The sequence below is a fragment of the Streptomyces eurocidicus genome (genome assembly GCF_002891295.1).
GTDB classification, from domain to species: domain Bacteria; phylum Actinomycetota; class Actinomycetes; order Streptomycetales; family Streptomycetaceae; genus Streptomyces; species Streptomyces eurocidicus.
In genome coordinates this window covers 382,703-406,734 of the sequence record NZ_LGUI01000002.1, presented here as the reverse complement: position 1 = coordinate 406,734, position 24,032 = coordinate 382,703, and the positions used below count along the sequence as shown (strand labels likewise).

The 24,032-nt window shown below is 75.3% G+C and carries 25 protein-coding genes and 1 pseudogene; 14 read left to right on the top strand and 12 right to left on the bottom strand.

Annotated features, from left to right (window positions below; translation table 11 throughout):
• Window positions 1–24: 24 nt before the first annotated feature.
• The 3 genes from AF335_RS06770 to AF335_RS06760 are packed head-to-tail and all read right to left on the bottom strand — an operon-like array spanning window position 25 to window position 4,196.
• A complete protein-coding gene (locus tag AF335_RS06770; protein WP_102917360.1) occupies window positions 25–906 on the bottom strand; it encodes an ABC transporter permease in 882 nt (293 codons plus the stop codon).
• Window positions 903–3,614, bottom strand: coding sequence for an alpha/beta fold hydrolase (locus tag AF335_RS06765; protein WP_102917359.1), 2,712 nt, complete (start codon window positions 3,612–3,614; stop codon window positions 903–905). Before AF335_RS06765 ends, AF335_RS06770 begins: the two co-directional genes overlap by 4 nt.
• A gap of 42 nt (window positions 3,615–3,656) precedes the next feature.
• Window positions 3,657–4,196 (bottom strand): DUF1697 domain-containing protein, encoded by a 540-nt coding sequence (locus AF335_RS06760; protein WP_102917358.1) that lies wholly within the window; start codon window positions 4,194–4,196, stop codon window positions 3,657–3,659.
• A gap of 14 nt (window positions 4,197–4,210) precedes the next feature.
• Between AF335_RS06760 and AF335_RS06755 the strand changes: the two genes are divergently transcribed.
• On the top strand, window positions 4,211–5,347 hold the full coding sequence (locus tag AF335_RS06755; protein WP_228772969.1) for an alpha/beta hydrolase: 1,137 nt from the start codon (window positions 4,211–4,213) through the stop codon (window positions 5,345–5,347).
• A gap of 41 nt (window positions 5,348–5,388) precedes the next feature.
• On the opposite strand, the gene AF335_RS06750 is transcribed toward AF335_RS06755, so the two are convergent.
• Genes AF335_RS06750 through AF335_RS06740 form a run of 3 tightly spaced genes read right to left on the bottom strand, consistent with a single transcriptional unit; the run spans window position 5,389 to window position 8,060 of the window.
• Window positions 5,389–6,546 carry an acetyl-CoA C-acetyltransferase gene (locus AF335_RS06750; RefSeq protein WP_102917881.1) on the bottom strand — a complete coding sequence of 386 codons (1,158 nt, stop codon included), beginning with the start codon at window positions 6,544–6,546 and terminating at the stop codon, window positions 5,389–5,391.
• A gap of 20 nt (window positions 6,547–6,566) precedes the next feature.
• Window positions 6,567–7,193 (bottom strand): TetR/AcrR family transcriptional regulator, encoded by a 627-nt coding sequence (locus tag AF335_RS06745; RefSeq protein ID WP_102917357.1) that lies wholly within the window; start codon window positions 7,191–7,193, stop codon window positions 6,567–6,569.
• A 27-nt stretch (window positions 7,194–7,220) separates the two neighbouring features.
• Window positions 7,221–8,060 carry an SDR family oxidoreductase gene (locus AF335_RS06740; protein WP_102917356.1) on the bottom strand — a complete coding sequence of 280 codons (840 nt, stop codon included), beginning with the start codon at window positions 8,058–8,060 and terminating at the stop codon, window positions 7,221–7,223.
• A 44-nt stretch (window positions 8,061–8,104) separates the two neighbouring features.
• Between AF335_RS06740 and AF335_RS06735 the strand changes: the two genes are divergently transcribed.
• The 3 genes and pseudogenes from AF335_RS06735 to AF335_RS36585 form a co-directional block, all read left to right on the top strand.
• Window positions 8,105–8,959, top strand: a complete 855-nt coding sequence (locus AF335_RS06735; RefSeq protein ID WP_102917355.1) for an enoyl-CoA hydratase — start codon at window positions 8,105–8,107, stop codon at window positions 8,957–8,959.
• Window positions 8,959–10,149, top strand: a complete 1,191-nt coding sequence (locus AF335_RS06730; RefSeq protein ID WP_102917354.1) for an acyl-CoA dehydrogenase family protein — start codon at window positions 8,959–8,961, stop codon at window positions 10,147–10,149. The genes AF335_RS06735 and AF335_RS06730 overlap by 1 nt, the downstream gene beginning before the upstream one ends.
• Before the next feature lie 50 nt (window positions 10,150–10,199).
• Window positions 10,200–10,445: pseudogene (locus AF335_RS36585) on the top strand (acyl-CoA dehydrogenase family protein); the annotation flags it as partial.
• On the opposite strand, the gene AF335_RS36580 reads toward AF335_RS36585, so the two are convergent.
• The gene (locus tag AF335_RS36580; protein WP_425329110.1) at window positions 10,367–10,645 is read right to left on the bottom strand and encodes a hypothetical protein; all 279 of its coding nucleotides are present in this window, start codon (window positions 10,643–10,645) and stop codon (window positions 10,367–10,369) included. The pseudogene AF335_RS36585 and the gene AF335_RS36580 sit on opposite strands and share 79 nt — an antisense overlap.
• Window positions 10,646–10,726: 81 nt before the next feature.
• Between AF335_RS36580 and AF335_RS36575 the strand changes: the two genes are divergently transcribed.
• From AF335_RS36575 to AF335_RS06710, 4 genes are all read left to right on the top strand, one after another.
• Window positions 10,727–11,179, top strand: a complete 453-nt coding sequence (locus tag AF335_RS36575; protein WP_425329109.1) for an acyl-CoA dehydrogenase family protein — start codon at window positions 10,727–10,729, stop codon at window positions 11,177–11,179.
• 21 nt (window positions 11,180–11,200) lie between these two features.
• Window positions 11,201–12,946 carry an FUSC family protein gene (locus tag AF335_RS06720; RefSeq protein WP_311775575.1) on the top strand — a complete coding sequence of 582 codons (1,746 nt, stop codon included), beginning with the start codon at window positions 11,201–11,203 and terminating at the stop codon, window positions 12,944–12,946.
• 98 nt (window positions 12,947–13,044) lie between these two features.
• Window positions 13,045–13,551: a MarR family winged helix-turn-helix transcriptional regulator gene (locus tag AF335_RS06715; RefSeq protein WP_244926943.1), complete on the top strand. Its 507-nt coding sequence runs from the start codon at window positions 13,045–13,047 to the stop codon at window positions 13,549–13,551.
• A gap of 253 nt (window positions 13,552–13,804) precedes the next feature.
• Complete coding sequence (locus AF335_RS06710; protein ID WP_102917353.1) at window positions 13,805–14,554, top strand: polysaccharide deacetylase family protein; 750 nt, start codon at window positions 13,805–13,807, stop codon at window positions 14,552–14,554.
• 40 nt (window positions 14,555–14,594) lie between these two features.
• Here AF335_RS06710 and AF335_RS06705 read toward each other — a convergent pair whose 3' ends face one another.
• From AF335_RS06705 to AF335_RS06690, 4 genes are all read right to left on the bottom strand, one after another.
• Window positions 14,595–15,155, bottom strand: coding sequence for a hypothetical protein (locus AF335_RS06705; RefSeq protein ID WP_102917352.1), 561 nt, complete (start codon window positions 15,153–15,155; stop codon window positions 14,595–14,597).
• Window positions 15,152–16,675 carry an ATP-binding protein gene (locus AF335_RS06700; RefSeq protein ID WP_102917351.1) on the bottom strand — a complete coding sequence of 508 codons (1,524 nt, stop codon included), beginning with the start codon at window positions 16,673–16,675 and terminating at the stop codon, window positions 15,152–15,154. The genes AF335_RS06705 and AF335_RS06700 overlap by 4 nt, the downstream gene beginning before the upstream one ends.
• Window positions 16,672–17,370 (bottom strand): response regulator transcription factor, encoded by a 699-nt coding sequence (locus AF335_RS06695; RefSeq protein ID WP_102917350.1) that lies wholly within the window; start codon window positions 17,368–17,370, stop codon window positions 16,672–16,674. The genes AF335_RS06700 and AF335_RS06695 overlap by 4 nt, the downstream gene beginning before the upstream one ends.
• A 64-nt stretch (window positions 17,371–17,434) precedes the next feature.
• A complete protein-coding gene (locus AF335_RS06690) occupies window positions 17,435–18,553 on the bottom strand; it encodes a glycosyl hydrolase family 18 protein (RefSeq protein ID WP_102917349.1) in 1,119 nt (372 codons plus the stop codon).
• Window positions 18,554–18,667: 114 nt separating this feature from the next.
• Here AF335_RS06690 and AF335_RS06685 point away from each other — a divergent pair, with 114 nt between their 5' ends.
• Window positions 18,668–19,075, top strand: coding sequence for a (R)-mandelonitrile lyase (locus tag AF335_RS06685; RefSeq protein WP_102917348.1), 408 nt, complete (start codon window positions 18,668–18,670; stop codon window positions 19,073–19,075).
• Window positions 19,076–19,133: 58 nt separating this feature from the next.
• Window positions 19,134–19,745 (top strand): DUF4865 family protein, encoded by a 612-nt coding sequence (locus tag AF335_RS06680; RefSeq protein ID WP_102917347.1) that lies wholly within the window; start codon window positions 19,134–19,136, stop codon window positions 19,743–19,745.
• Between the two features lie 10 nt (window positions 19,746–19,755).
• Here the strand turns inward: AF335_RS06680 and AF335_RS06675 are convergent, their stop codons facing one another.
• Window positions 19,756–20,556, bottom strand: a complete 801-nt coding sequence (locus AF335_RS06675) for a PaaX family transcriptional regulator C-terminal domain-containing protein (protein ID WP_102917346.1) — start codon at window positions 20,554–20,556, stop codon at window positions 19,756–19,758.
• Window positions 20,557–20,655: 99 nt separating this feature from the next.
• Between AF335_RS06675 and AF335_RS06670 the strand changes: the two genes are divergently transcribed.
• From AF335_RS06670 to AF335_RS06655, 4 genes are all read left to right on the top strand, one after another.
• Window positions 20,656–22,302 (top strand): acyl-CoA dehydrogenase family protein, encoded by a 1,647-nt coding sequence (locus AF335_RS06670; protein WP_102917345.1) that lies wholly within the window; start codon window positions 20,656–20,658, stop codon window positions 22,300–22,302.
• Window positions 22,299–23,084 (top strand): crotonase/enoyl-CoA hydratase family protein, encoded by a 786-nt coding sequence (locus AF335_RS06665; protein WP_102917344.1) that lies wholly within the window; start codon window positions 22,299–22,301, stop codon window positions 23,082–23,084. The genes AF335_RS06670 and AF335_RS06665 overlap by 4 nt, the downstream gene beginning before the upstream one ends.
• Before the next feature lie 467 nt (window positions 23,085–23,551).
• Window positions 23,552–23,809: a hypothetical protein gene (locus AF335_RS33965; protein ID WP_146045453.1), complete on the top strand. Its 258-nt coding sequence runs from the start codon at window positions 23,552–23,554 to the stop codon at window positions 23,807–23,809.
• The gene (locus AF335_RS06655; RefSeq protein WP_102917342.1) at window positions 23,806–24,021 is read left to right on the top strand and encodes a hypothetical protein; all 216 of its coding nucleotides are present in this window, start codon (window positions 23,806–23,808) and stop codon (window positions 24,019–24,021) included. Before AF335_RS33965 ends, AF335_RS06655 begins: the two co-directional genes overlap by 4 nt.
• The last annotated feature ends 11 nt before the right edge of the window (window positions 24,022–24,032 follow it).

The window sequence follows — 24,032 nt, the reverse complement described above, 5'->3', positions numbered from 1 at the left end:
GCCCATGCGGGCGGTGCGCCCCGGTCAGGACACGATGTCCTTGTTCCGGAAGTGCCGGAACGCCAGCGCGAACAGCACCAGCGCGTAGCCCGCCGACACCGCCACGCCCTTGATCATGCCGCCCCACTCCAGGTGCGGCTGGAGCGCGTCCGCCCACGCGTACTGCCAGTGCGCGGGCAGCACGTCGCGCCAGTCCCCGAGGGCCGTGACCGCGTCCAGGACGTTGCCCACGATGGTCAGGCCCACCGCGCCGCCGACCGCGCCCAGCGGGGCGTCCGTGACCGTCGACAGCCAGAACGCCAGACCGGCCGTCACCAGCTGGCCGACGAAGACGTACCCGACGACGACCGCGAGCCGCGCGGTGGCCGTGCCGGCCGGCAGCGCCCCGCCGGTGGGGATCTGCAGCGGCCCCCACCCGTACGCGGCCGTGCCCGCCGCCAGGGCCACCACGGGCAGCAGGACCATCGCGGCGGCGCTGAACGCCAGCGCCACGGTCAGTTTGCTCGCCAGCAGGCGGGCGCGCGGCACGGGCGCCGCGAGCAGATAGCGCAGCGACGACCAGCCCGCCTCGGACGCCACCGTGTCGCCGCAGAACAGCGCCACCGGCACCACCAGCAGGAAGCCCGCGGAGACGAACAGGCAGGTGGCGGCGAAGTTCGCGCCCGAGGCCGTCGCCGTGTCGATCAGGGTGATCCGGTTGTCCCGGCCGCTCCGGTCGCCGCCGATCGCGAAGGCCGCGATCAGCACGAACGGCAGTACCGCGAGCACCGCCCCGACCACGAGGGTGCGGCGGCGGCGCAGCTGCCGCATCGCCTCCACGCGCAGCGGCAGCGTGTGCCGGGCGCGGTAGCCGGGCGCGGACTCCGGGGCCGGCGCCGCCTGTTCCGCCTGCGTCGCCGCGCTCATGACGGGCCTCCGATCAGGGTCAGGAAGGCGTCCTCCAGACGGCGGTGCGGACCCATGCGCGCCACCGGGACCTCCAGCCGGACCAGCTCCACCAGCAGCGCGGGGGCGCTCATGCCGTCGAGCCGGACCAGCAGCCCGTCCTCGCCGCGGACGGCGGAGGCGATACCGGGGAGCGCCGCCACCTTCGCGACGACCGGGTCCGGCAGCTCGCCCTCGACGCCGACCAGCAGGGTGTCGCCGGAGCCGACGATGTCCGCGACGGGCCCGGCGGTCACGAGCCGCCCGCGGTCCATCACGACGAGGTGCGTACAGGACTGCTCGACCTCGGAGAGCAGATGGCTGGAGACGATGACGGTGCGGCCGGCCGCCGCGTAACGGATCATCACCTCGCGCATCTCGCGGATCTGCGGCGGGTCGAGTCCGTTGGTCGGTTCGTCCAGGATCAGCAGGTCCGGCAGGCCCAGCATCGCCTGCGCGATCGCCAGCCGCTGCCGCATCCCCTGGGAGTACGTCCGTACGGCCCGCTCCAGGGCGGAGCCGAGCCCCGCGATCTCCAGGGCCTCGTCGAGCCGCGCGTCCTCGGCGGGCCGGCCGGTCGCCTGCCAGTACAGGTCGAGGTTGGCCCGCCCGGACAGGTGGGGCAGGAAGCCCGCGCCCTCCACGAACGCCCCGACCCGGGAGAGCACCGGGGCGCCCGGCCGGATCGCGTGGCCGAAGACCCGCACCTCGCCGGCGTCGGGGCGGATGAGGCCCATGAGCATGCGCAGGGTGGTCGTCTTGCCCGCGCCGTTCGGGCCGAGCAGGCCCAGGACCTGGCCGCGCTCCACCCGGAACGACAGCTCCCGTACCGCGTACCGGTCGGCCGACTTGGCGTACCGCTTGCTGAGGCCGGTGATCTGCAACGGCACCTCGGCGAGGGCCGGGTCGGGCGCGGCGGCGCCCGGGCGGCGGCGGCCGGTCAGCAGCACCGCCGCCGCGACGGCCGCGCCGCCGAGCGGAAGTCCCCATGTCCACCAGGGCAGCGCGGCCGAGGCGGTCCGCACACCGGGCGCGGTCGGCACGCTCAGGCCCTCGCCCGCGAGCGCGACGGTGTACGTGGCCGGTCTGACCGGTGAGGCGTAGCCGAGGTCGGTGGCGGAGAGGACGAGCCGCATCCGGTGGCCGGACTCGAAGACGTGGTCGACGGCGGGGAGCCGGAGTTCGACGGTTCTGCCGTCGCGGGCGCCGTCGACGCGGACCGGGGCGACCAGCTGGCCGGGCAGCACCTGCCGGCCGTCCGGGCCGACGTCGTAGACCTTGGCGAAGAGGACGGCTTCCCCGCTGTCGGAGGCGACCTCGACCTTCACCGTGGGCGCTCCGGTCACCCGGACGCCCTCGGTCAGCGGCGCGGAGTCGAAGCGGGCGTGCTGCCCGGGGAAGTCCAGGGACACGCCCAGGCCCAGCCCCGACAGCTGGGCGACCCCGCCCAGGCCGGGGACCGACGAGATCGCGGGCGGAGTGCCGCCCGCCGGGTTGCCGAAGGTCTGCGGGCGGCCGGTCAGGCCGACCGTCCGGGTGTCGCCGCGCAGCCCCGGGTAGGCGTCCCCGCTCGCACCGCGCAGCCGGGCCTTGCCGTCGGTGGTGTCGATGCCGCCGGTCCTGCTGACGCGGAACGCCGGGCCGGTGTCCGTGCCCTCGTCGTCCTTGAGATAGCGGTCGAACCACGATTTCACGCGGCCCTCGACCCGGCCGGCCTCGGCGCCGACGCCGCCGTCGTGGCCGCCCGCGATCCAGTCGACGGAGACGGGCGCGCCATTGCGCCCGACGGCCCGGGCCGCGGCGTCGGACTGGTCGAGGGGGAAGAGCGAGTCGGCCTGTCCCTGCACCAGGAGCGTGGGCACCTTGACCGCCCCGGCGACGGCCGAGGGGCTGCGGCGCTCCAGCAGCTCGCGCGCGGCGGCGTCCGGGGCCCCGGCGACGGCCACCCGCTCGTACATCGCGCAGAGCGTCGCCTCGAACCGGCCGCAGCCGGGTTTGCCGGCCGGGGGCGCGGTCTGTTTGCCGCCGCCGAGCGCTCCGGCCGCGCCGCCGCCCGAACCGGTGGTGAAGAAGATGCCCGACCACAGGCTCTTGAAGACGCCGGAGGGGAACAGCGAGTCGGCGAGGTTCCAGTAGGTGATCTGCGGGGCTATGGCGTCCACCCGCTTGTCGTGGCCGGCGGCCAGCAGGGCGACCGCGCCGCCGTACGAGGCGCCCGCGATGCCCACCCTGGGGTCGCCTGCCTTGTCCAGGCGGACCTCCGGGCGGGCGGCCAGCCAGTCGATCAGCCGCCGGGCGTCGGCGACCTCGCGGTCGGGGTCGTTGAGACCGATCCTGCCGGTGGAGCGCCCGAAGCCGCGCGCGGACCAGGTCAGTACGGCGTAGCCGTCGCGCGCCAGGTCCTCGGCCTGCGCGCGCAGGTCGTCCTTGCTGCCGCCGAAGCCGTGTGCGAGTAGGACGGCGGGCCTGCGGCCGTCGCCGCCGGAGGTGTAGAAGGACGTGTCGATCCGCACCGTGCCCTTGCCGCCCGGCTCCTCGGGCATCGTCAGGAACCGGTCCTCGCGGTGCACGGGCGCGCCGCCGCCGGAGGCCGATGCCGCTGTCCAGGTGCCGGCTCCGGCGAGCACGGCACCGGCGGCCAGGGCGGCCACCAGCCGCCCGCGCCGCCGGCGGGGGAGACGGAGTTTCATGTCCGCATGCTAAGCGGAGCGTCCGCACGGCTGTCCGGGCGGTCAGCCCCGGGCCATCGCGGCCAGCTTGGTGACGGTGTTCCAGTTGCGCGCGGTGCCCACCACTCCCAGCCGTCGCTCCGTCAGCCTCTTCGCCAGCTTGGAGTCCCGGATGCCCAGGGCGCAGTGCAGATAGAGCACCCCCTCCCCCAGGGCGAACTCCTCGGGCGCGTACGCCGCCGGGTCGATGCCCGCGACGGCGGCCGGGTCGACGGGGCCGGAGAGGAAGGTCACCAGGAAGCGCGCCGGGTCGACCTCCTTCCCGGCGAACGGATTTCCGTCAATCACCCGGCGCAGTTCACCCTCGGTGCGGACGAGGCAGCTCACGGTCAGCCCGAGCTCCCGCGTGATCACCCGCTCCAGGCCGGCGGCCAGGCCCTCCGCATCGGCGTCCGGGTGGGTGAAGACGGCGTTGCCGCTGTTGAGGTGCGTCCGTACCGATCCGCACCCCAGGCCGGTCAGCATCTCGCGCAGCGTCTCCATGGGGACGCGCTGCTTTCCGCCGACATTGATACCGCGCAACAGCGCCACATAGGTCGTCACTCCGTCACCGTAATATGCCCGCCATCACCGATGTGAAGGGCGGTCGCATGGTGCACGAGGCTTCGCGGAGAGGGAACGGGGGCGGGACGCGGACCGGCTGGGCACTCGCCGTGCTCGCCCTGCTGCTGACGGCCGTCGGCGCACCGCCCGCCGGGGCCGAGGCCCCGGCGGAGAACCCGGCACAGGTGGTGCGGGAGGTGCGGATCGACGACCGCACGCGCGATGTGGCGGTCCGGTCCCCGGAGATCGACGGGCCGGCCCGTACCAAATGGGTGCGGCTGCTGCTGCCCCGCGGCTGGTCCCCGGACACCACGCGCACCTGGCCCACGCTGTGGCTGCTGCACGGCGGGGGCGGCGACCACCGGGACTGGACGGCCAACACCCATATCGAGGAGCTCGTCGCCGGCCGGGACGCGATCGTCGTCATGCCGGAGACCAGCGGGTGCAGCGCCTACAGCGACTGGTGGAACCACGGCCGGGGCGGCGCCCCGAAGTGGGAGACGTATCTTCTGGACGAGCTGCGGCCGCTGCTGGCACGGAAGTACCGGGCGGACGCCCGGCGGGCCGCCGTCGCGGGTCTGTCCATGGGCGGCCTGGGCGCCCTGAAGTTCGCCGCCGACCGCCCCGGCGAGTTCCGGGCCGCCGCGTCCTACAGCGGTGCCGTCAACCTCCTGTACAAGTCGCGCGACGGCGGATTCGACGGCCCCGACGCGGTCAAGGCCGGCGGCCTGGTGTGCCTCACGGACTGGAAGCGGGTGTGGGGCGAGCCCGGGTACCCCTTCGACACCCAGGACCCGGGCGACGTGCGCCAGCGGGCGATCTGGCAGCGCAACAGCCCCCTGTACCAGGCCGCGAGGCTCGCCGGCACCCCGCTGTACCTCTCCTACGGCGACGGGACGAGGACGGGGCCGGGCTGGAAGTGGGGCGACCCGCCACCGCCGGCGTCGCGCTGCACGGATCCGGCGGCGCACGGCACGGACGACGGCGTCGAGCGGGCGATCCACGGGATGAACCAGGAGCTCCGGGGACGGCTCGCGGAGCTCCGGATCCCGGCGACGGTGTGCGCGTCCACGGGGACGCACACATGGCCGTACTGGGAGCGGGAGCTGGTGGCGTCGTTCCCGATGCTGATGGGGGCGCTGGGGGTGTAGTTCCCCCTGCCGTCCTTTCCGCCGCGAGGGGGAACCGTCGCCTACAGCCGTTCGATGATCGTGACGTTCGCCTGGCCGCCGCCCTCGCACATGGTCTGGAGACCGTACCGCCCGCCCGTCCGTTCCAGCTCGTGCAGCAGTGTCGTCATCAGCTTCGCCCCCGAGGCACCCAGCGGGTGTCCCAGCGCGAGCGCGCCGCCGTTGACGTTGGTCCTCTCCGGGTCCGCGCCCGTGTCCTTCAGCCAGGCGAGGACGACCGGGGCGAACGCCTCGTTGATCTCCACGAGGTCGATGTCGTCGATGGTCAGGCCGGTCTTCTTCAGGGCGAGGGCCGTGGCCGGGATGGGCGCGGTGAGCATCCGGAGGGGGTCGTCCCCGCGGACGGAGAGGTGGTGGACGCGGGCGCGGGGGGTGAGTCCGTGGTCGCGCAGGGCGCGGTCGCTCGCGAGGAGCAGGGCGGCGGCGCCGTCGGATATCTGGGAGGAGAGTGCCGCGGTGAGCCGGCCGCCCTCGGCGAGCGGTGGGAGGGCGGCCATCCTCGCCAGGGAGGTGTCCCGGCGGGGCCCTTCGTCGGCCGTCACCGGGCCGTAGGGGACGAGTTCGCGGTCGAAGCGGCCCTCGTCGGCGGCGCGCACGGCCCGCCGGTGGGAGCGGAGCGCGAACTCCTCCATGGCGGTGCGCGGGATGCCCCACTTCTCGGCGATCAGCTCGGCGCCGAGGAACTGGCTGACGGGCCGGTCCCCGTACCGCGCCCGCCAGCCCGCCGAACCGGCGAACGGGCCGTCGGTGAGCCCGAGCGGCTCGGTGGCCCGGCGGGTGGCGTAGGCGAGGGGGACCTGCGACATGTTCTGGGTGCCGCCCGCGACGACCAGGTCCTGGGTGCCGGAGAGGACGCCCTGGGCGGCGAAGTGGACGGCCTGCTGTCCCGAGCCGCACTGCCGGTCGACCGTGACGCCGGGCACCTCCTCGGGCAGGCCCGCCGCCAGCCAGCTCGTACGGGCGATGTCGCCCGCCTGGGGGCCCACGGTGTCGAGGCAGCCGAACACGACGTCCTCGACGGCGGCCGGGTCCACGCCCGTTCGGTCCATCAGGGCCCGCAGCGCATGGGCGCCGAGGTCGGCGGGGTGGGCGGCGGCGAGTCCGCCGCCGCGCCGGCCCACGGGGGTGCGGACGGCTCCGACGATGTACGCCTCGGGCACGGCCACGGCTCCTCCTTCGGTCAGGTCCGGACGGCGATGCCGTCCAGGACCATCGACAGGTACTGGCGGGCGATCTCCTCGGGGCGGTGCCGGCCTCCCGGCCGGTACCAGGACGCGGCGACCCAGACGGTGTCGCGGACGAAGCGGTAGGTGAGCCGGACGTCGAGGTCGGCGCGGAAGTCCCCGCCGGCCACACCGCGCTCCAGCGTGCCGAGCCACAGCTTCTCGAACTTCCGCTGGGATTCGGCGAGATAGGCGAAGCGGGGCTGCGCGGCGAGGTGCCGGGACTCCTTCTGGTAGATGGCGACGGCGGGCCGGTGCCGGTCGATCTCCCGGAAGGACTCGGTGACGAGGGCTTCGAGGGTCTCGCGGGGGCCGCGGCCGGCGGCCAGCACGGCGTCGTAGCCGGCCCACAGTTCGTCGAGGAAGGCCGAGAGGATCTCGTCGAGCATCGACTCCTTGGAGTCGAAGTGGTAATAGAGGCTTCCGGCGAGGAGTCCGGCCTCGTCGGCGATCCTGCGGACGGTGGTGGCGTTGTAGCCCTGGGCGGCGAACACCTCGGCGGCGGTGGCGAGGAGTTCACGGCGCCGCGCGGGGGCGGGGGTCGCGGTCTTGCTGTTCGTCGGCACCCGGCCATTGTCGGCCATGTCCCGACCGGGCGGAGGCATCCGCGATCACGCGCGCTGGCTGCTGACGGAGAGCGTCTCGCCCGTCATGTAGGAGGAGTAGCCGCTGGCGAGGAAGACGATGACGTTGGCGATCTCCCAGGGTTCGGCGGACCGTCCGGACGCCTCCCGCGCGGTGAGTTCGGCGAGGAGTTCGGGGGTGGTGACCTTGGCCAGGTGCGGGTGGACGGCGAGGCTGGGGGCGACGGCGTTGACGCGTACGCCGTGTTCGGCCGCCTCCACGGCCGCGCACCGGGTGAGCGCCATGACGCCGGCCTTGGCCGCGGCGTAGTGCGCCTGGCCGCGCTGGGCGCGCCAGCCGAGGACGGAGGCGTTGTTGACGACGACGCCTCCGGTGCCGCTCGCCCGCAGCCTGCGCAGGGCGGCGCGGGTGCAGCGGAAGGTGCCCTTGAGCGTGGTGTCGACGACCGCGTCCCACTGTTCGTCGGTCATCTCGGTGAGCTCGGCGGTGCCGCCGAGCCCGGCGTTGTTGACGATGACGTCGAGGGTGCCGTGCCGCTCCTCGGCGAGGTCGAAGAGGGCTCCGACCTGGGTCTCGTCGGTGACGTCGCAGGGCAGTCCGGCGACCTGGCGGCTGCCGAACTCGTCGCTGAGGGCGGCGACGCAGACCCGGAGGCGGCGTGCGTGGGAGTCGCCGAGGACGACCCGGGCGCCTTCTTCGAGGAAGCGCCGGGCGGTGGCGCCGCCGATGCCGGTGCCCGCGGCGGCGGTGATGACGGCGGTGCGGCCGGCCAGGAGTTCATGCCCGGCGGGACAGGGCGGCGGTCCGGCAACGACCCCCGCGCCCAGGGCGGTTGACCGGTCGTCGAACTCCTCGACGCTGCTCATGCCCGTACGTTAACCTACCTAACACTTGTTAGGGAAGGAGGGTCATGCCCCCGTCCGCGCCGGACGCCCCGGCAGTGCGCTACGAGCGCAGCGGCCCGGTCGCGACCGTCGTCATGGGCCGGCCGGAGTACCGCAACGCCCAGAACTCCGCGATGACCTACGCCCTGGACGACGCCTTCGGCGCGGCGGCGGCCGACGACGGCGTCAAGGTCGTCGTGCTCGCCGGGGCGGGCGACCACTTCTCGGCGGGCCACGACATCGGCACGCCGGGGCGCGACGCCCATCTGCCGCACCCGCGCCGGGCGGGCCTGTGGTGGGACCACTCGGACAAGGCGGGCGCGGAGAGCCGGTTCGCGCGCGAGTCCGAGGTGTATCTGGGCATGTGCCGGCGCTGGCGCGAGCTGCCCAAGCCGATGATCGCCTCCGTCCAGGGGGCCTGTGTGGCGGGCGGGTTGATGCTGGCGTGGGTGTGCGACCTGATCGTGGCGAGCGAGGACGCGTTCTTCGCCGACCCGGTCGTCCGGATGGGCGTCCCCGGCGTCGAGTACTTCGCCCATCCGTGGGTGCTGCCGCCGCGCGTCGCCAAGGAGCTGCTCTTCACCGGGGACCGGATGACCGCGGGGCGCGCCCATGAGCTCGGGATGGTCAACCTGGTGGTGCCGCGCGGCCGGCTCGCGGCCCGTACGGCCGAACTGGCCGCCCGGGTCGCGGAGATGCCCCGGATGGGGCTGGCCCTGGCGAAGCGGGCCGTCAACCAGGCCGAGGACCTCCAGGGGCTGCACAGCGGGCTCGACTCCGCCTTCGCCCTGCACCACCTGGCGCACGCGCACAACGCGGAGACCGCCGCGGACCCGCTCGGCGGCATGGACGTCCGGGCGATGAAGGAGCGCGGCGGCTGATGGACCTGGCCCTCACCCCGGAGGAGGACGCCTTCCGCGCCGAGGCCCGCGCGTGGCTGGCCGCGCACGTGCCGCCGGTGCCGCCGCGCTCGCTGGAGACCCGGGAGGGGTTCGCCGAGCACCGGGCCTGGGAGCGGACGCTCGCCGCGGACCGCTGGTCGGCGGTCACCTGGCCGCGGGAGTACGGCGGCCGCGGGCGCTCGCTGCTGGAGTGGCTGGTCTTCGAGGAGGAGTACCACGCCGCCGGGGCGCCCGCCCGGGTCTCGCAGAACGGCGTCTGCCTGCTCGCGCCCGCCCTGTTCGCCCACGGCACCGAGGAGCAGCGCGCCCGGCTGCTGCCGCCGATGGCGAGCGGCGCGACGGTGTGGGCGCAGGCGTGGTCGGAGCCGGAGGCCGGATCGGACCTCGCCTCCTTACGGTCGGTCGCGGTGCCCGCCCGGGGCGGCTGGCTGCTGCGCGGGCAGAAGACGTGGTCCTCGCGGGCGGCGTTCGCGGACCGGGCGTTCGGCCTCTTCCGCAGCCACGCGGACCCGGGCCGCCCGCCGCACCACGGGCTGACGTACGCGATGTTCCCGCTCGGCGCGCCCGGCGTGACCGTACGGCCCATCGGCCGCCTCGACGGCAAGCCGGCCTTCGCGGAGCTCTTCCTCGACGACGTCTTCGTGCCGGACGCCGATGTGCTCGGCGAGCCCGGGCAGGGCTGGCGGGTGGCCATGAGCACGGCGGCGGACGAGCGCGGGCTGACCCTGCGCAGTCCGGGGCGGTTCCTGGCCGCCGCCCGGCGGCTGGTCGCGCTGTGGCGGGCGACGGCGGACCCGGCCGACACGGCGCTGCGGGACCGGGTCGCCGATGTCGCGGTCCGGGCCCGCGCGTACCAGCTGTACGGGTACGGGGTCGCGGCGCGGCTCGCGGCCGGGGACGCGCTCGGCGCGGAGCCCAGCATGACCAAGCTCTTCTGGTCCGAGCTGGACCTCGCCCTGCACGAGACGGCCCTCGACCTCCTCGGCCCGTACGGCGAGCTCGCCGACTCGGCGGACGACGCGCCGGCGGGCGGGCGCTGGGCGGACGGGTACACGTTCGCGCTGGCGGGGCCGCTGTACGCGGGGACGAACGAGATCCAGCGGGACCTCGTGGCGGAGCGGGTGCTGGGGCTGCCGAAGGGGACGCGGGGCGGGAGGGGCGACCGGTGAGGTTCCTGCTGGACGATGAGCAGGTCGCGTTCGGGCGCGTCCTGGACCGCATGCTCACGGCGGCCGGTACGCCGGAGGTCGTACGGGCCTGGGCGCGGGGCGAGTACGGGCCGGGGCTCGCGCTGTGGGGGCGGCTCGCGGAGGCGGGCGTCCTCGGCCTGGCCGTGCCGGAGTCCTTCGGCGGGGCGGGACGGCTGCCGGTGGAGCTGGCCGTGGCCTACGAGGAGCTGGGGCGGCACGCGGTGCCGGGCCCGGTGGTCGAGACGGCGGCGGTGGCCGCGCTGCTGTCGCAGCTGGCCGACGCCGGGGAGCCGGGCCCGGCGCGGCGGTGGCTGCCCCGGGTGTGCGCGGGCGAGGCGCGGGTGACGCTGGCGCCGCCGGGCGGCGGGCCGTACGCGCTGGACCCGGAGGTGTGCGACGGGGTGTTCGTGGTGCGCGCGGGGGCGCCGGACGGCTCCCCCGCTCTCCCGCCCCGGCTCTTCCTCGCCGGCGGCACGGTCCCGTCCAGCCCTCCGTCGACCCCGCTCGGCGGCTCGCCCGGCCCGCCCCCGGGCGGAGCTCCCGCTGCCGGGCCGCCGTGCGGGCCGCCGCCGCGCACGCCGCCGACTGGGCCGCGTTCGCCTGCGCGGCGCAGGCGCTCGGGGTCGGGGCCGCGCTGCTGGAGCGGACGGTGGCGTACGTGGGGACGCGGACGCAGTTCGGTTCGCCCGTCGGCGCGTTCCAGGCGGTCAAGCACCGGCTCGCGGACATCCGTACGGGGCTGGAGTTCGCCCGGCCGCTGGTCCACGGAGCGGCCGTCGCCCTGGCGGCGGGCGCGCCGACGGCGGCGGCGGAGGTCGCCGCGGCGAAGTCCTCGGCCTGCGACGCGGCGTACGCGGCGGCCCGCGCGGCGCTGCAGTCGCACGGGGCGATCGGTTACACCTCGGAGTACGACCTGTCGCTGTGGATCGGGAAGGCGCGGGCCCTGCGGTCCGCGTGGGGCTCCCCGGTGGACTGCCGGGCCCGCGCCCTGGATTTATTTTCTGAGTAAAACACTTGTTAATGTGTTGGAGTGTCCCTACAGCTCACCTCCCCCGGAACGCGCGCCCGCCTGCTGCCCCTGCGCGGCACGATGCGGCTGAACCGCCCCGGTGACATCTGGTACAAGCCCGCTTTCAGCGCGGCCACGGCGATGGCCGCGGGGAACGGCGGGCTGCTCGCCGCCGGCCGCCCCGACCTCGCCCTCTACGCCTCCGCCGGGGCCCTGTGCGCGCTCTACGGCCACGCCCTGCCGTACGCCGCCCGGGCCAGGGCGCTCGCCGTGCTGGTGCTCGGCATGGCGGCCGGCGTCGGCGTGGCGCTGACGGCCGCGTCCCTGACCGGCTCCGCCGCCGTGCTGGTGCTGGTGGCGGCGCTGCTGGCGGGGGCCCAGCGGGCGTTGTGCGACGCGTCGCGGATCGGGCCGCCGGGGAACATCGTCCTCACCTTCGTCACGGCGGGCGCGTGCTTCGCCCCGCAGCGGCTCGGGCAGGTGCCGCTCCACCTCGGACTGGTGCTCGCGTGCGGCGCGTTCGCCTGGCTGGTGTGCATGGCCCCGGCGCTCGTCCGGCCGTACGGTCCCGAGCGCGTCGTCGCCGCCCGCGCGCTGGAGGCCACGGCCCGGCTGCTCCGCGCGGACGGAGCGGCGGAGGGCGACGGCGTACCGAGGGCCCGGCACGCGGCGACGGCCGCGCTGCACACGGCCCGGCGGGGGCTCGCGCACACACGGACGGGCGGCCATCCGCTCGCGGGGCTGGAGGCGCTGCTGCTGCGCGCGGAATCGGCCACGGCCCGGGAGGGGGCGGACGGCCCCGCCGCCGCACGGCGCCACGAGTCCTGGGCCCGCGACCTCCGCGCGGGCCGGCCCCTGCCGGACGGCCTGCGGCCGACCGCGGGAAGCGACGGTTCCGTACCCGCCGGGGGCGTCCCGGCGGCGGAGCCCGCCCGGACGGCCGCACCCCGCGGGAGCTCCCGGGCGGCCCACGCGCCCGGTGCCGGAGGGACCGGGTCCGCCCCGGCCGCCCCTGACGCCCGGCCCGCACGCCGCTGGTTCCGCTCGCCTTCGGCGCCCGTCGCCGTCCGGGTCACGGCCGGGGCCGCGGCGGCCGGGTGGGCCGCGTCGGCGCTGGGCGCCGGCCACCCGTACTGGGCCGTGGTCACCGCCGCCGCCGTCTTCCAGGCGAACACCGCGCTGTCCTGGCAGCGCGCGCTCCAGCGGGTGCTCGGCAACCTCCTCGGGCTGCTCCTCTTCGCCCTGCTCCCGCCGGCCGTCCGGACCGGGCACCCGGCGATGGTGCTGCTCGTCGTCGTCCTGCTGATCGGCGCCGAGGCGTCCATCGTCCGCAACTACTGGCTCGCGAGCGTGTGCGTCACCCCCATGGCCCTGCTGCTGACCGAATTCGGCGGCGCCCGCCCGGCCCGGGAGCTGATCGGCGACCGCTGGACCGATACGCTCATCGGCGCGGCGGTCGGGCTGCTCGTCTGCGTGCTGGTCACCAACCGGCGCGCGACGGACCGTACCGACGCCGCGCTGGGCCGGCTGTCCGAGGCGCGGGCGGCGGCCCTCGCCCTGCTGGACGCCCCGCACTCCGCTCACGAGGCGGGCCGGGCCCGCGACCGGCTCGCGACCGCGCTCGTCGAGCTGCGGGAGGCGGCGGACGTCGCGGCCGGCGAGTGGTGGCAGCGCACCCTGCCCGCGGAGCGCGTACGGCTCGCCGAGCGCGACGGGCACCGGGCGCTGGCCGCGCTCGTCCACCGGCTCGCGCCGGCCGCCGCCTGACGCCGGGACGCGCGGTGGAGGGGCCTCCTTACGGAAGGCCGCGGTCGGGAGGGCAGAATCTTCACTTCACCGGAGCCCCAGGGAAAGGACCAGAGACCGTGACCGAGGACGTCGTCGCGCGCGTGCTGCGCCAGTGGCAGCAGGTCCACCCGGGACTCGACACCGCGCCGATGGCCGTGATCGGCCGGCTCAACCGCTGCGCGGCGCTGCTCCAGCAGGCGACGGATGCCCCGCTGGTGCGGGAGGGCCTGACGCGGGCGGAGTTCGACATCCTCGGCACCCTGCGGCGCACCGGGCGGGAGCTGACCCCGGGACAGATCTCCCGGGAGACGTTCGCGTCCGGGGCGGCCGTCACCAAGCGGCTGCGCGTCCTGGAGGACCGGGGTCTCGTCGCCCGGCGCGCCGACGAGCGCGACCGGCGGGTGGCCCATCTCTCCCTCACCGAGGAGGGCACCGGCCTCATCGACCGGCTGATCCCCCATCAGCTCGGCTACGAGAGCACGCTCCTGGAAGGGCTCGGCGAGGAGCACCGGGACCGGCTCGCGGAGACCCTCGCGGAACTGCTCGTCCTCCTCGAAGGACGGCTGGGCGGCCTCCAGCCCTGACCGGCGCCCTCGCTCACCCTTGGGGGGTGAGGAAGCCTCCGGGCGGGACCCGGGTCCCGCCCACGGGACGGCGCGGGCGGGCGGCCTGACGGGCGCTCACGGGCCCTGCGGCGGCCGGGGGCGCGGAATCCCGGCGTCATGAGCGCGTCACGTGCCGGGTTCATGAGCAATCGGTAACAGCGGGATCCGTTCCCCCTGTTCCACCCCTCCTACTAGGTGCAACAAGCACCTACAGGGAGGGCGGGGCGACGTCATGGCGCTGCCGAAGAAGCAGAGGAACCGGATCGCCGCGACGGTGGCGGTCCTCGCGATAGCCGGAGGCACGCTCGCCGTGGCGGTCCAGGACCGCGACTCCGGGGACCGCGCCCCGGCGGCGGAGCGGCCCGCGCCCACCAGGCAGGTGAGCCAGGAGATCGAGCACCTCTCCGAGGACCCCGGCAAGACCGTCAACCTCACCGTGGACGACGGCCCCGACCCCACCTGGACCCCCAAGGTCCTGGAGCTGCTGAAGCGGTACGACGTCAAGGCGACGTTCTGCATGATCGGCCCCAACGCGGCCAAGCACCCCGACCTCGTGAAGCAGGTCGTCGCCGGGGGCCACCGGCTCTGCGACCACTCCATGTCGCACGACACGAAGATGGACAAGAAGTCCGTCGAGTACCAGTCGAAGGAGATCCTCGACGCCAAGAAGCTGATCGAGGAGGCGTCGGGCGGCGCGCCGGTCCGCTACTACCGCGCCCCCGGTGGCGCCTTCACCCCGGACAGCCGCAGGATCGCCGCCGAGAACGGCATGCGTCCCCTCGGCTGGAACGTCGACACCAAGGACTTCGAGCACCCGGGCGTCGACAAGATCGTCGACACCGTCAAGCGCCAGATCGGCAAGGGGCCGACGGTCCTGGTGCACGACGCCGGGGGGTCGCGCAAGCAGACCGTCGAGGCGCTGGAACGGCTGCTGCCCTGGCTGAAGCAGGAGGGCTACACCTTCAGCTTCCCGCGGACCTGACGGCCCGTCCCCACGGCGAGGAGGCGCGCGCGGACCGCCGTCAGCGGTTCGTGCCGGCGACCTGAGGGGTGGGCAGCTTGCCCGCGGGGAAGGCGTTGTTGCTGTCGCAGACCAGGTCGGAGATGACGTAGCCGCCGCCGCTGAGCTCCACCTTCACATCGTGGACCTGGCGCCCGCGCGGCGTCTCGTTGTCCGCCGCCGTGCACACGAACTGGCTCCGCGCGACCGGGCTCAGCCGCAGCACGTTGAAGGGCATCTGGACGCTCACCCGCAGGGTGCCGGTGGTGACGTGCACCTGGTCGGCCCGCATCCTGGGCAGGTCGGAGTACAGGCCGCGGACGCGCTCGTACTCCTCCGGACCGTTGAGGAGCAGGGCGACGGCGTCCTCGGCGCCGAGCTTGGTCTTGGCCTCGCGGGGCACCGACTTCACCCCGGTCGGGGACATCAGATAGATCCTGGCCCCCTTCTCCTGGACCGCGCCGGGCCGCTTGGCGCCGCTCGCGGGCTGCCCCACGTCGATGACGTCCGTGGAGGTGACGCCGCACCCCGCGAGCGTCGCGGCCAGCAGCAGCGCGGCCGGGGCCGTGCGTCCCGCCCTCATCCTTCCTCACCTCCGCAGTGGCGCAGCGGCAGGTCCACCGTGAACACCGCGCCCCCTTCGGGGCGGTTGGCGGCCCGTACGGTGCCGTCGTGCAGGCGTACGTTCTCCAGGGTGATCGCGAGTCCGAGGCCGCTGCCCTCGGAGCGGGCGCGGGCGGAGTCCGCCTTGAAGAAGCGCTCGAAGACGTGCGGGAGCACCTCGGGGTCGATGCCCCGGCCGCGGTCCGCGATCTCGATCAGCAGCCGTTCGCCGGCCTCCGGGGTCTCCCCCTCGGCGACCCGCACGGCGACGGCCACGGGCGCGCCGCCGTGCTTGAGGGCGTTGCCCACGAGGTTGGCGACCACGACGTCGATGCGGCGCGGGTCGAGCCGGGCGCGGACGTCCTCGGGCAGGTCGACGGCGACGTCGTCCTGCCAGCCGCGTGCCTGGAGGGTCTTGCGGACGGTCTCGGCGACGTCGACCTCGTCCAGGTGGAGCGCGGCGGCGCCCGCGTCGAAGCGGGAGATCTCCATCAGGTCCTCGACCATCCGGGCGAGCTTCCCGGTCTCCTCGCTGATGAGGCGGACCGCGTAGGCGGTGTCGGGGTCGAGCGAGGCGACGTCGTCGTCGAGGACGTCGACGACGGCGGTCATCGCGGCCAGCGGGGTGCGCAGCTCGTGGGAGACGTCGGCGGCGAAACGGCGGGAGTTGGCCTCCATGCGGCGCAGCTCGGCGACGTTCTCCTCCAGGGCCTCGGCCATGTCGTTGAAGGTGCGCGAGAGGTCGGCGAGCTCGTCGCGGCCGGTGACCTTGAGCCGGGTGTCCAGTTCGCCGGCGGCGATCTTGCGGGTGGCGCGGCGCAGCTCGCGGACGGGCCGGAGCACTCCGCGCGCGGCGATCAGGGCGGGCACGGCGGCCAGCGCCACGCCGGGGACGGCGCCGCTCTGCGCGGCCTGGACCAGCGCCCGTACGTTGATCTCGTCCTCGCGGAGCGGCATCTGGGCGTAGACCTCCAGACCGGAGGGGCGGCCGTCGTCCGCGTAGGTGACGGGGAGGCCGATGGCGAGCCAGGCGTCGCCGTCGATGTCCATGCGCTGGAACGCCGCGACGCCGTTGCGGACCTTCTTCTGGAGCCCTTGCGGAATGGCCATCCTCGCGTCCTTGGCGGGGACCATGGGGTGGTCCTCGTAGCGGACGTGGATGATCCAGTGCTGGGCCTCGCCGGCCCGGGTGAGCCCGTGCGAGAGCTCCAGGAGCTTCTGCTGGGTGGGCGGGAAGGCGTAGTCGGGGATCTGCGAGTTGACCTGGGAGCGCAGGGCGGCCACGGCGGTGTCCTGGGTGCGCTTGAGGATCGCCGTGCGGGCCTCGCGGAAGGTCAGCGCGGCCGTGGTGAGCGCGCTGAGCGCGGCGACCAGCAGGAAGGCGACGACCAGGCGGGCCCGCAGGCCGGAGGCGAGGGCGCGCAGCGACGGGCGGCGGAACTCGGGGCGCCGGAAGTCCCGGCGCGGGAACGCGGGCCTGCGGAATTCCGGCCGCTTCACAGGGGTCCGAAGCGGTAGCCGAAGCCGCGCACGGTCTGGATGTACTTCGGCGACCGGGTGGAGTCCTCGACCTTGGTGCGCAGGCGCATCACACAGGCGTCGACCAGGCGGGCGTCACCGTGGTAGCTGTGCTCCCACACGTGTTCCAGGAGCTGCTGGCGGCTGAAGACCCGGCCCGGGGTGGCCGACAGGTACAGCAGCAGCTTCATCTCGGACGGGGCGAGCGGCAGGTCCTGGCCGTGCTTGGCGACGAGCAGGCCCTTGCGGTCGACGGACAGGTCGCCGTGGGTCTCCACGGGCTGGCTCGCGGCGGGGTCGGGGCCGCCGTCGCCCGGGGCGGCGCGGCGCAGGACGGCGCGGATGCGGGCTTCGAGGACCTCGCCGCGGGCGGGCTTGACGATGTAGTCGTCGGCGCCCGCCTCCAGGCCGAGGACGACGTCTATGTCGTCGCCGCGGGCGGTGAGCATGATGATCGGGATCTGCTGGGTGGCGCGGATGCGCCGGCACACCTCGAAGCCGCTCTTGTCGGGCAGCATCAGGTCGAGCAGGACCAGGTCGGGGCGGAAGGTCTCCATGGCGGAGAGCCCGGCCTCGCCGGTGGCCGCGCCCTCGACCTCGTGGCCGCGGCGGCGCAGCGTGAGGAGCACGGCTTCCCGTACGGCCCGGTCGTCCTCGATCAGCAGCACGCGTGACATGCGGACAAGTATCGTTCCCCTCGGCACACGCGTGCGCCGAGGGGGCCTCCGGACACCCGAACTGTCACCGACCGCTCATATTCGCCGGTCGCGGCCGGGCGGAGGGGCCGCGCTCGGAGCCTTCGCCGGCGAGGACCGGCCACAGCCCGGGGTCCTCGAAGTCCAGGGCCCACAGCGCGGTCCCCGTCACCCCGTACTTCCGCAGGACGGGCAGGTGGGCGGCGACGCCCCGGGCGTCCTGGTACCAGACCTCGCGCTGCCGGCCGTCCTCGGCGTAGGTGAAGTGCGGGGTCCGGGAGACGGGGTCCAGGGCGTAGGGCGCGCCGACGCGGCGGCGCAGGGCCTCGGCCTCGCGGGTGGTGCGGTGGGTGGCGCGGGCAGGGTCGCCGACGCGGTGGTCCCAGCCGTAGGCGGGGATGCCCATCTCGATCCGGCGGGCGGGCACCCGCGCGGTGGCGTAGCCGAGGATCTCGTCGTACCAGGCGGGGCTGGAGAGCGGGCCGGGCTCGCCGAGGGCGTTGTGCAGGTTGTAGCCCATGATCCGCAGGTGGTCGAGGGTGCGGCCGAGGTGGGCGTAGTCGAAGACCGGGCCCTCGTCGCGCGCCGCGGCGGCGGTGCGGGGGAAGACGGCGGCCACGCACTCCTTCCGCAGGGCGTGCAGCCGGGCGCACACCTCCGTGACCAGGGAGTTGAAGCCGGTGCGGACGCGCTCCACGAGGCCCGGGGTGCGGGCGCCCTCGTTCATCCGCTCGTAGTCGAGGTCGAGGCCGTCGTAGGCGTGGTCGGTGGTGAGCCGCACCAGGGTGTCGACGTGGGCGGCGCGGGTCTCCGGGTCGCCCATCAGACGGGCCATGGCCTCGGCGTCGAGGCTTTCGGTGACGGTGGGCACGACCTTGATCCCGGCCGCGCGCAGCCCGTCGACGACGGTGCGGTCGGCGGCGCCGGGGTGCGCGGTGAGCCGGTCGGCGGCGGTGGCCTCGTACCAGAAGGGGCTGACGGTGTGCAGCCGGTCGGCGTGGGCGAGCGCGTCGCGGTAGGCGCCGGGCTCCCAGTAGGGCAGCCAGGCGGAGGCGGTACGGGGTGGGGCCGCGGGGCGGGGGACCGCGAGGGCGGGCGGGGTCAGGCAGGTGAGCACCGCCGCCAGCGCGGCCGTCGCTGCGGGGACGGCTCGTCCGCTGATCATGCGCCCAGCCTCGTACGGGGCGGTCGGTGGCGCGAGCGGGGTGCGCCGGGCGGGCGGCTGCCCCGGCGGCTGCCGCCGCTGGATTTTGTACCTACTGGTATGTACAGTGCGGGCATGAAGATCATCCGCAGTCGTCCGGGCGCCGTCGCCGCACCGTCCGAGCTGGTCACCGGGGCCGTCCGGATCGACGAACTGGCCGCCCCCGTCCCCCCGTCCCGCTTCCGGTTCAGCAGCGTGAGCTTCGCTCCCGGCGCCCGTACGCACTGGCACCGCCACCCGCTCGGTCAGGTCCTGCACATCACCGAGGGCACGGGGCTGGTGCAGCGGCGCGGGGGCGCGGCGGAGCCGGTCCGCGCGGGCGACACCGTCCGGATCGAGCCCGGGGAGTGGCACTGGCACGGGGGCACCGCCACGACGCCCATGACCCACCTCGTCGTCCAGGAGGCGGACGAGGACGGCACCGAGGCCGACATCCGCGACGCCGTCACCGACGCCGAGTACGCCGCCGCGCACACCTCCTGAAGAACGCCGCCCGGCCCGAAAAGCTCCCGCAGCCCCGACCCGCAAGGACCTCCGCGCCATGTACGCCATGCAGTACGAGATCACCCTCCCCGCCGACTACGACATGGGGATCATCCGCACCCGTGTCGCCACCCGCGGCCACCTCCTCGACGACCTCCCCGGACTGGGCCTGAAGGCGTATGTGATCCGGGAGCGCGGCGTCGGCGGCTCCCCCGTCAACCAGTACGCGCCCGTCTACCTGTGGCGGGACACGGACGCGATGAGCCGCTTCCTCGTCGGCGGTGGCGGCTTCCAGGGGATCATCGGCGACTTCGGCCGGCCCGCCGTGCACCACTGGACGGGCGTGGCGACGGAGGCGGGACCGGCCCGCGGCCGGACGCCCGCCGCCGCCTCCCGGCGGCTGACCCCGGTCCCGGCCGGCGCGGAGCCGGACGACCTGGCCGCGCTGGTCGCGGAGGAGACCCGGCTGCTGCGCGAACTCGCCGCGCGGGACGGCGTGCACACGGCCGCGCTGGCCGTCGATCCACGCCACTGGCAGCTGATGCGGCTGATCCTGTGGGAGCGGGCCGTGCCACAGGACGAGGGTGCCGAGGACGCGACCGAGCGCTACGAGGTGCTGCACCTGTCGGCCCCGCACCTGGACGAGCCGGGCGGCGCGGCGCGCCGGTGACCCGCGCGGGCTATCCGCCGATGTGCCGCAGCAGGAGTTCCCGGAACTCCCGGTCGAAGTCCTCGTAGTGCCGCCGCAGCCGGTCCCCCGGCCAGTCCGCCGGGAGCAGCGCGGCCGGCAGCACCGGGTCCGCCAGCAGATGGCGCAGGACGGCCGCCGAGACGGTGAACCGCCGGGCCAGGCCCTCGCCGCGCTCCCGGCGCAGCGCCGACTCCAGCGCGCGGGCCCGTAGCGCCCAGGCGTCCAGGTCCCACAGCGTGGCGGCGAGCCCCGCCGGGCCCCCCTCCGGCGCGGCGCCGGTGAGCAGCGCGCACTGCTCGGTGACGACGGCGGGCCGGTCGCGGACGAGATTGGCCGGGCGCAGCCAGCAGCCCTCGCGGAGCTCGGCGAGGCGGAGGGCCGCCATCGCCTGGCGGAGGGCGGCCCGCTCGGCGGCGGGGCGGCGGTCGGTGGTGACGACGGCGATCTCCCAGCCGCCGTCCCAGGGGCGGGTGCGGGGGGCGCGGCTGTCGTCCTGCCGGGCCTGGCGGGCCAGGAGCCGCTCGGTGAGGCGGTACGCGCCGTCGCGCTGTTCCAGGTCACCGGCGGCGACCATCCGGGTCAGTGCCGTGCGGACCGCCCCTTCGCCGGTGCCGAAGAGCTCGCCGACGCGGACGAGGGCGCGGGCCGGGAGCGCGGGCGGGTGGTGGCCGAGCAGGGTGGAGAGCACGACCGAGCGCGCGGTCAGCGGCCGCAGGGCCAGGGGTGCTCCCCCGTCGTCTCCCGCGGGCGCCCCGCCGTCGTCGCCCGGATCCGGCGAGACACTGTTCATTACAGCCTCCGATCACGCATCATAAAACTGTAATACCTCTCGTGCCCGCCGTCCGTCACCGCCCGTCACCGCCCTTCCGAAACGCCCGGAGGCCGTCCCATGAGCGCCACGCACGAAGTCCTCAACCAGGCCCCGCCCCTGACCGGCTTCACCACGGCCGACGACCCCGCCCTGCTGGAAGCCCTGCGGCGCGACGGCGCCGCAGGGGCCGAGGCCGAGGTGCGCGAGCTGGGCGCGCGGGCGGGGTCGGCCGAGGTGCAGGAGTGGGCCCGGACGGCCGAGGCCCACCCGCCGGTGGCGCACACCCACGACCGCTACGGCCACCGCGTCGACGAGGTGGAGTTCCACCCCTCCTGGCACCAGCTGATGACCGTCGCCGTGGAGAGCGGCCAGCACGCCGCCCCCTGGGCGGAGGGCGGCCCCGGCGCGCACCTGGCGCGCGCGGCGAAGTTCTACGTCTGGGCGCAGGCCGAGCCCGGCCACGGCTGTCCCGTCTCCATGACCTACGCCGCCGTGCCCGCGCTGCGCGCCGAGCCCGCGCTGGCCGCGGTCTACGAACCGCTGCTGGCCGCCCGCTCGTACGACTTCGGGCTGCGGCCGCCGCTGGGCAAGCGGGGGCTGATCGCCGGCATGTCGATGACGGAGAAGCAGGGCGGCTCGGACGTCCGGGCCAACACCACGACGGCCGTCCCGTCCGCCGACGGCTCGTATGTGATCACCGGTCACAAGTGGTTCACGTCGGCGCCGATGAGCGACGTCTTCCTGGTGCTGGCACAGGCCCCGGAGGGCCTGACCTGCTTCCTGATGCCCCGGGTGCTGCCCGACGGCACACGCAACGCCCTGCGGATCCAGCGCCTGAAGGACAAGCTCGGCAACCGCTCCAACGCCTCGGCCGAGGTCGAGTACGAGGGGGCCGTGGCCTGGCGGGTGGGCGAGCCGGGGCGCGGGGTGCGGACGATCGTCGAGATGGTCAACATGACCCGCCTCGACTGTGTGATCGGTTCGGCGGCCGGGATGCGGGCGGGGCTGCGGCAGGCGCTGCACCACACCGCGCACCGGCGGGCGTTCGGCGCCGAGCTGATCGACCAGCCGCTGATGCGCAACGTCCTGGCGGACCTCGCCGTCGAGTCCGAGGCGGCGACGGTGCTGGCGATGCGGCTGGCGGCGGCGCTCGACCGGTCCGAGGCGGGCGACGCCGGGGAGGCCGCGCTGCGCCGGCTCGCGCTCGCCGCCGGGAAGTACTGGGTGTGCAAGCGCGGCAGCGCGCACGCCGCGGAGGCCCTCGAATGCCTGGGCGGCAACGGCTACGTCGAGGAGTCGGGCATGCCCCGGCTGTACCGCGAGGCTCCGCTGCTGTCGATCTGGGAGGGCTCGGGCAACGTCGCCGCGCTGGACGTGCTGCGGGCGCTCGGCCGGGAACCCGCCGCCCTCGCGGCCTACTTCGCCGAGGTCGAGGCGGCCGCCGGCGCGGACGCCCGGCTCGACGCCGCGGTCGCGCGCCTGCGCCGGCTCCTCGGCGAGCTCGCCGACCCCGGCCGCGCGCAGCTCCTCGCCCGCCGCGTCGCCGAGCAGCTCACGCTCGTCCTCCAGGGCAGCCTGCTCGTCCGCCACGGCACCCCGGCCGTCGCGGACGCGTTCTGCGCCTCCCGGCTGGACGCGGACTGGGGCAACGCCTTCGGCACCCTGCCGCCCGGCGCGGACCTCGGCGCGATCCTGGAGCGCGCGCGGGCCAAGGACGCGCGGTGACCGCCGGCGTCCGGGTGGCCGGGGCCGGGCCGGTCACCACGGTGATCCTCGCCCGGCCCGAGGTCCGCAACGCCGTCGACGGCCCGGCGGCGGCCGCGCTCGCCGACGCCTTCCGGGAGTTCGAGGCCGACGACGGCGCCCGGGTGGCGGTGCTGTGGGGCGAGGGCGGGACCTTCTGCGCGGGCGCCGACCTCAAGGCGTTCGGCACCGACCGCGCCAACCGGGTCGCGCCCGGCGGCGACGGGCCGATGGGCCCGACCCGGCTCCGCCTGTCGAAGCCGGTCGTCGCGGCGGTGAGCGGCCACGCGGTGGCGGGCGGGCTGGAGCTGGCGCTGTGGTGCGATCTGCGCGTGGCCGAGGAGGACGCGGTGTTCGGCGTCTTCTGCCGCCGCTGGGGCGTGCCGCTGATCGACGGCGGTACGGTCCGGCTGCCCCGGCTGATCGGGGCGGGCCGGGCCATGGACCTGATCCTCACCGGGCGCCCGGTGCCGGCGCGGGAGGCCCACGCCATCGGTCTCGTCGACCGCCTGGTCCCGCCCGGGGAGTCGCGCCGGGCGGCGGAGGAACTGGCCGCGGAGATCGCCCGGTTCCCGCAGGACTGCCTGCGCGGCGACCGGGCCGCCCTGCTGGACCAGGAGGGCCTGCCGGAGACGGACGCGATGGCGGTCGAACTCGGTTACGGAACGGCGTCGTTGAAGGCGGCGGGTGAGGGAGTGGCGCGCTTCGCGGCGGGAGCGGGACGGCACGGCGACTTCTCCGGGCCGCAGGACGCCCGAATATGACGGTTTGTGAGGTGTGCCGGGATGGAGCGCCAAGGTTCCGGACCTCGGTGTTCCATCCCGGTACACCCCTCTTGTCGAGGATGTTCCACACATAACGCACACAGTTCTTCATCCCATCGGAGGGATTGAGGCGCGAAAGCACAGCGGAAGCCTTGCCGACCACCAAGATCTCTGTCGTGAGTGGATGGGTATGCGCGGGGCGGACGGGAATCGTGGCCTTCGTGGCCGTGCTGGCGGCAGCCGCGGCCGCACCGGCGCAAGCGGACGGTGACGGGAGAGACCCAGGGGGCACGGCAGGCGTGGGAGGCGTCTGGATTGGCGGAACGTTCTTCCCCGCCGGGCGGCCCGGCCCGCCCGGCCTCGCCGGTCCTCAGGCCCGGCCCCGGGCCGGCGCCTCCGCCCCCACCATCGTGATCGAGGGCCCTTCGGACCGCGAACGGGCCTCCGGGCAACGGCATTTCGGCAGGGTGACCGTCACCACGGGTGACGGCGCGTCCGTGGTGCTCCGGGACGACCCGGGGTGTGTGACGGTCGACGCGCGGGCCGGCGGGAGCGCGGCCGTCATCGGCGGCTGTCCCGCGCCGCGCCCCCGCCCGCCGGCCGTGCGGATCGCGCCGCCCACCCCGCCCTCGCCCGCTCCCTCGCCCGCACCCGTACCGCCGGGCGGCCCGCGCCCGTACCGCCCCCGCCGCCCCGGCCCCTGGTCGCGCGCGGCGGTGACGTGACGACGCCCCCGGCCCCCGCGCCGGATCCGGCGCCCACCCCGGCGAGCACACCGTCGTCGCACATCGCGCCCCGCGCGTACCACCAGTCGGTGTCCAAGAGCCCTGAAAGCGGCGTCTCGCTGGTGACCTTCACCCTGGTGCTCACCGCTCCGGCCGTGCTCTCGGCCGCTCTGCTGCGGCCGCGCGGCGGCGGTGGCGGGCGCCGGGGCTGACCGCCCCACCC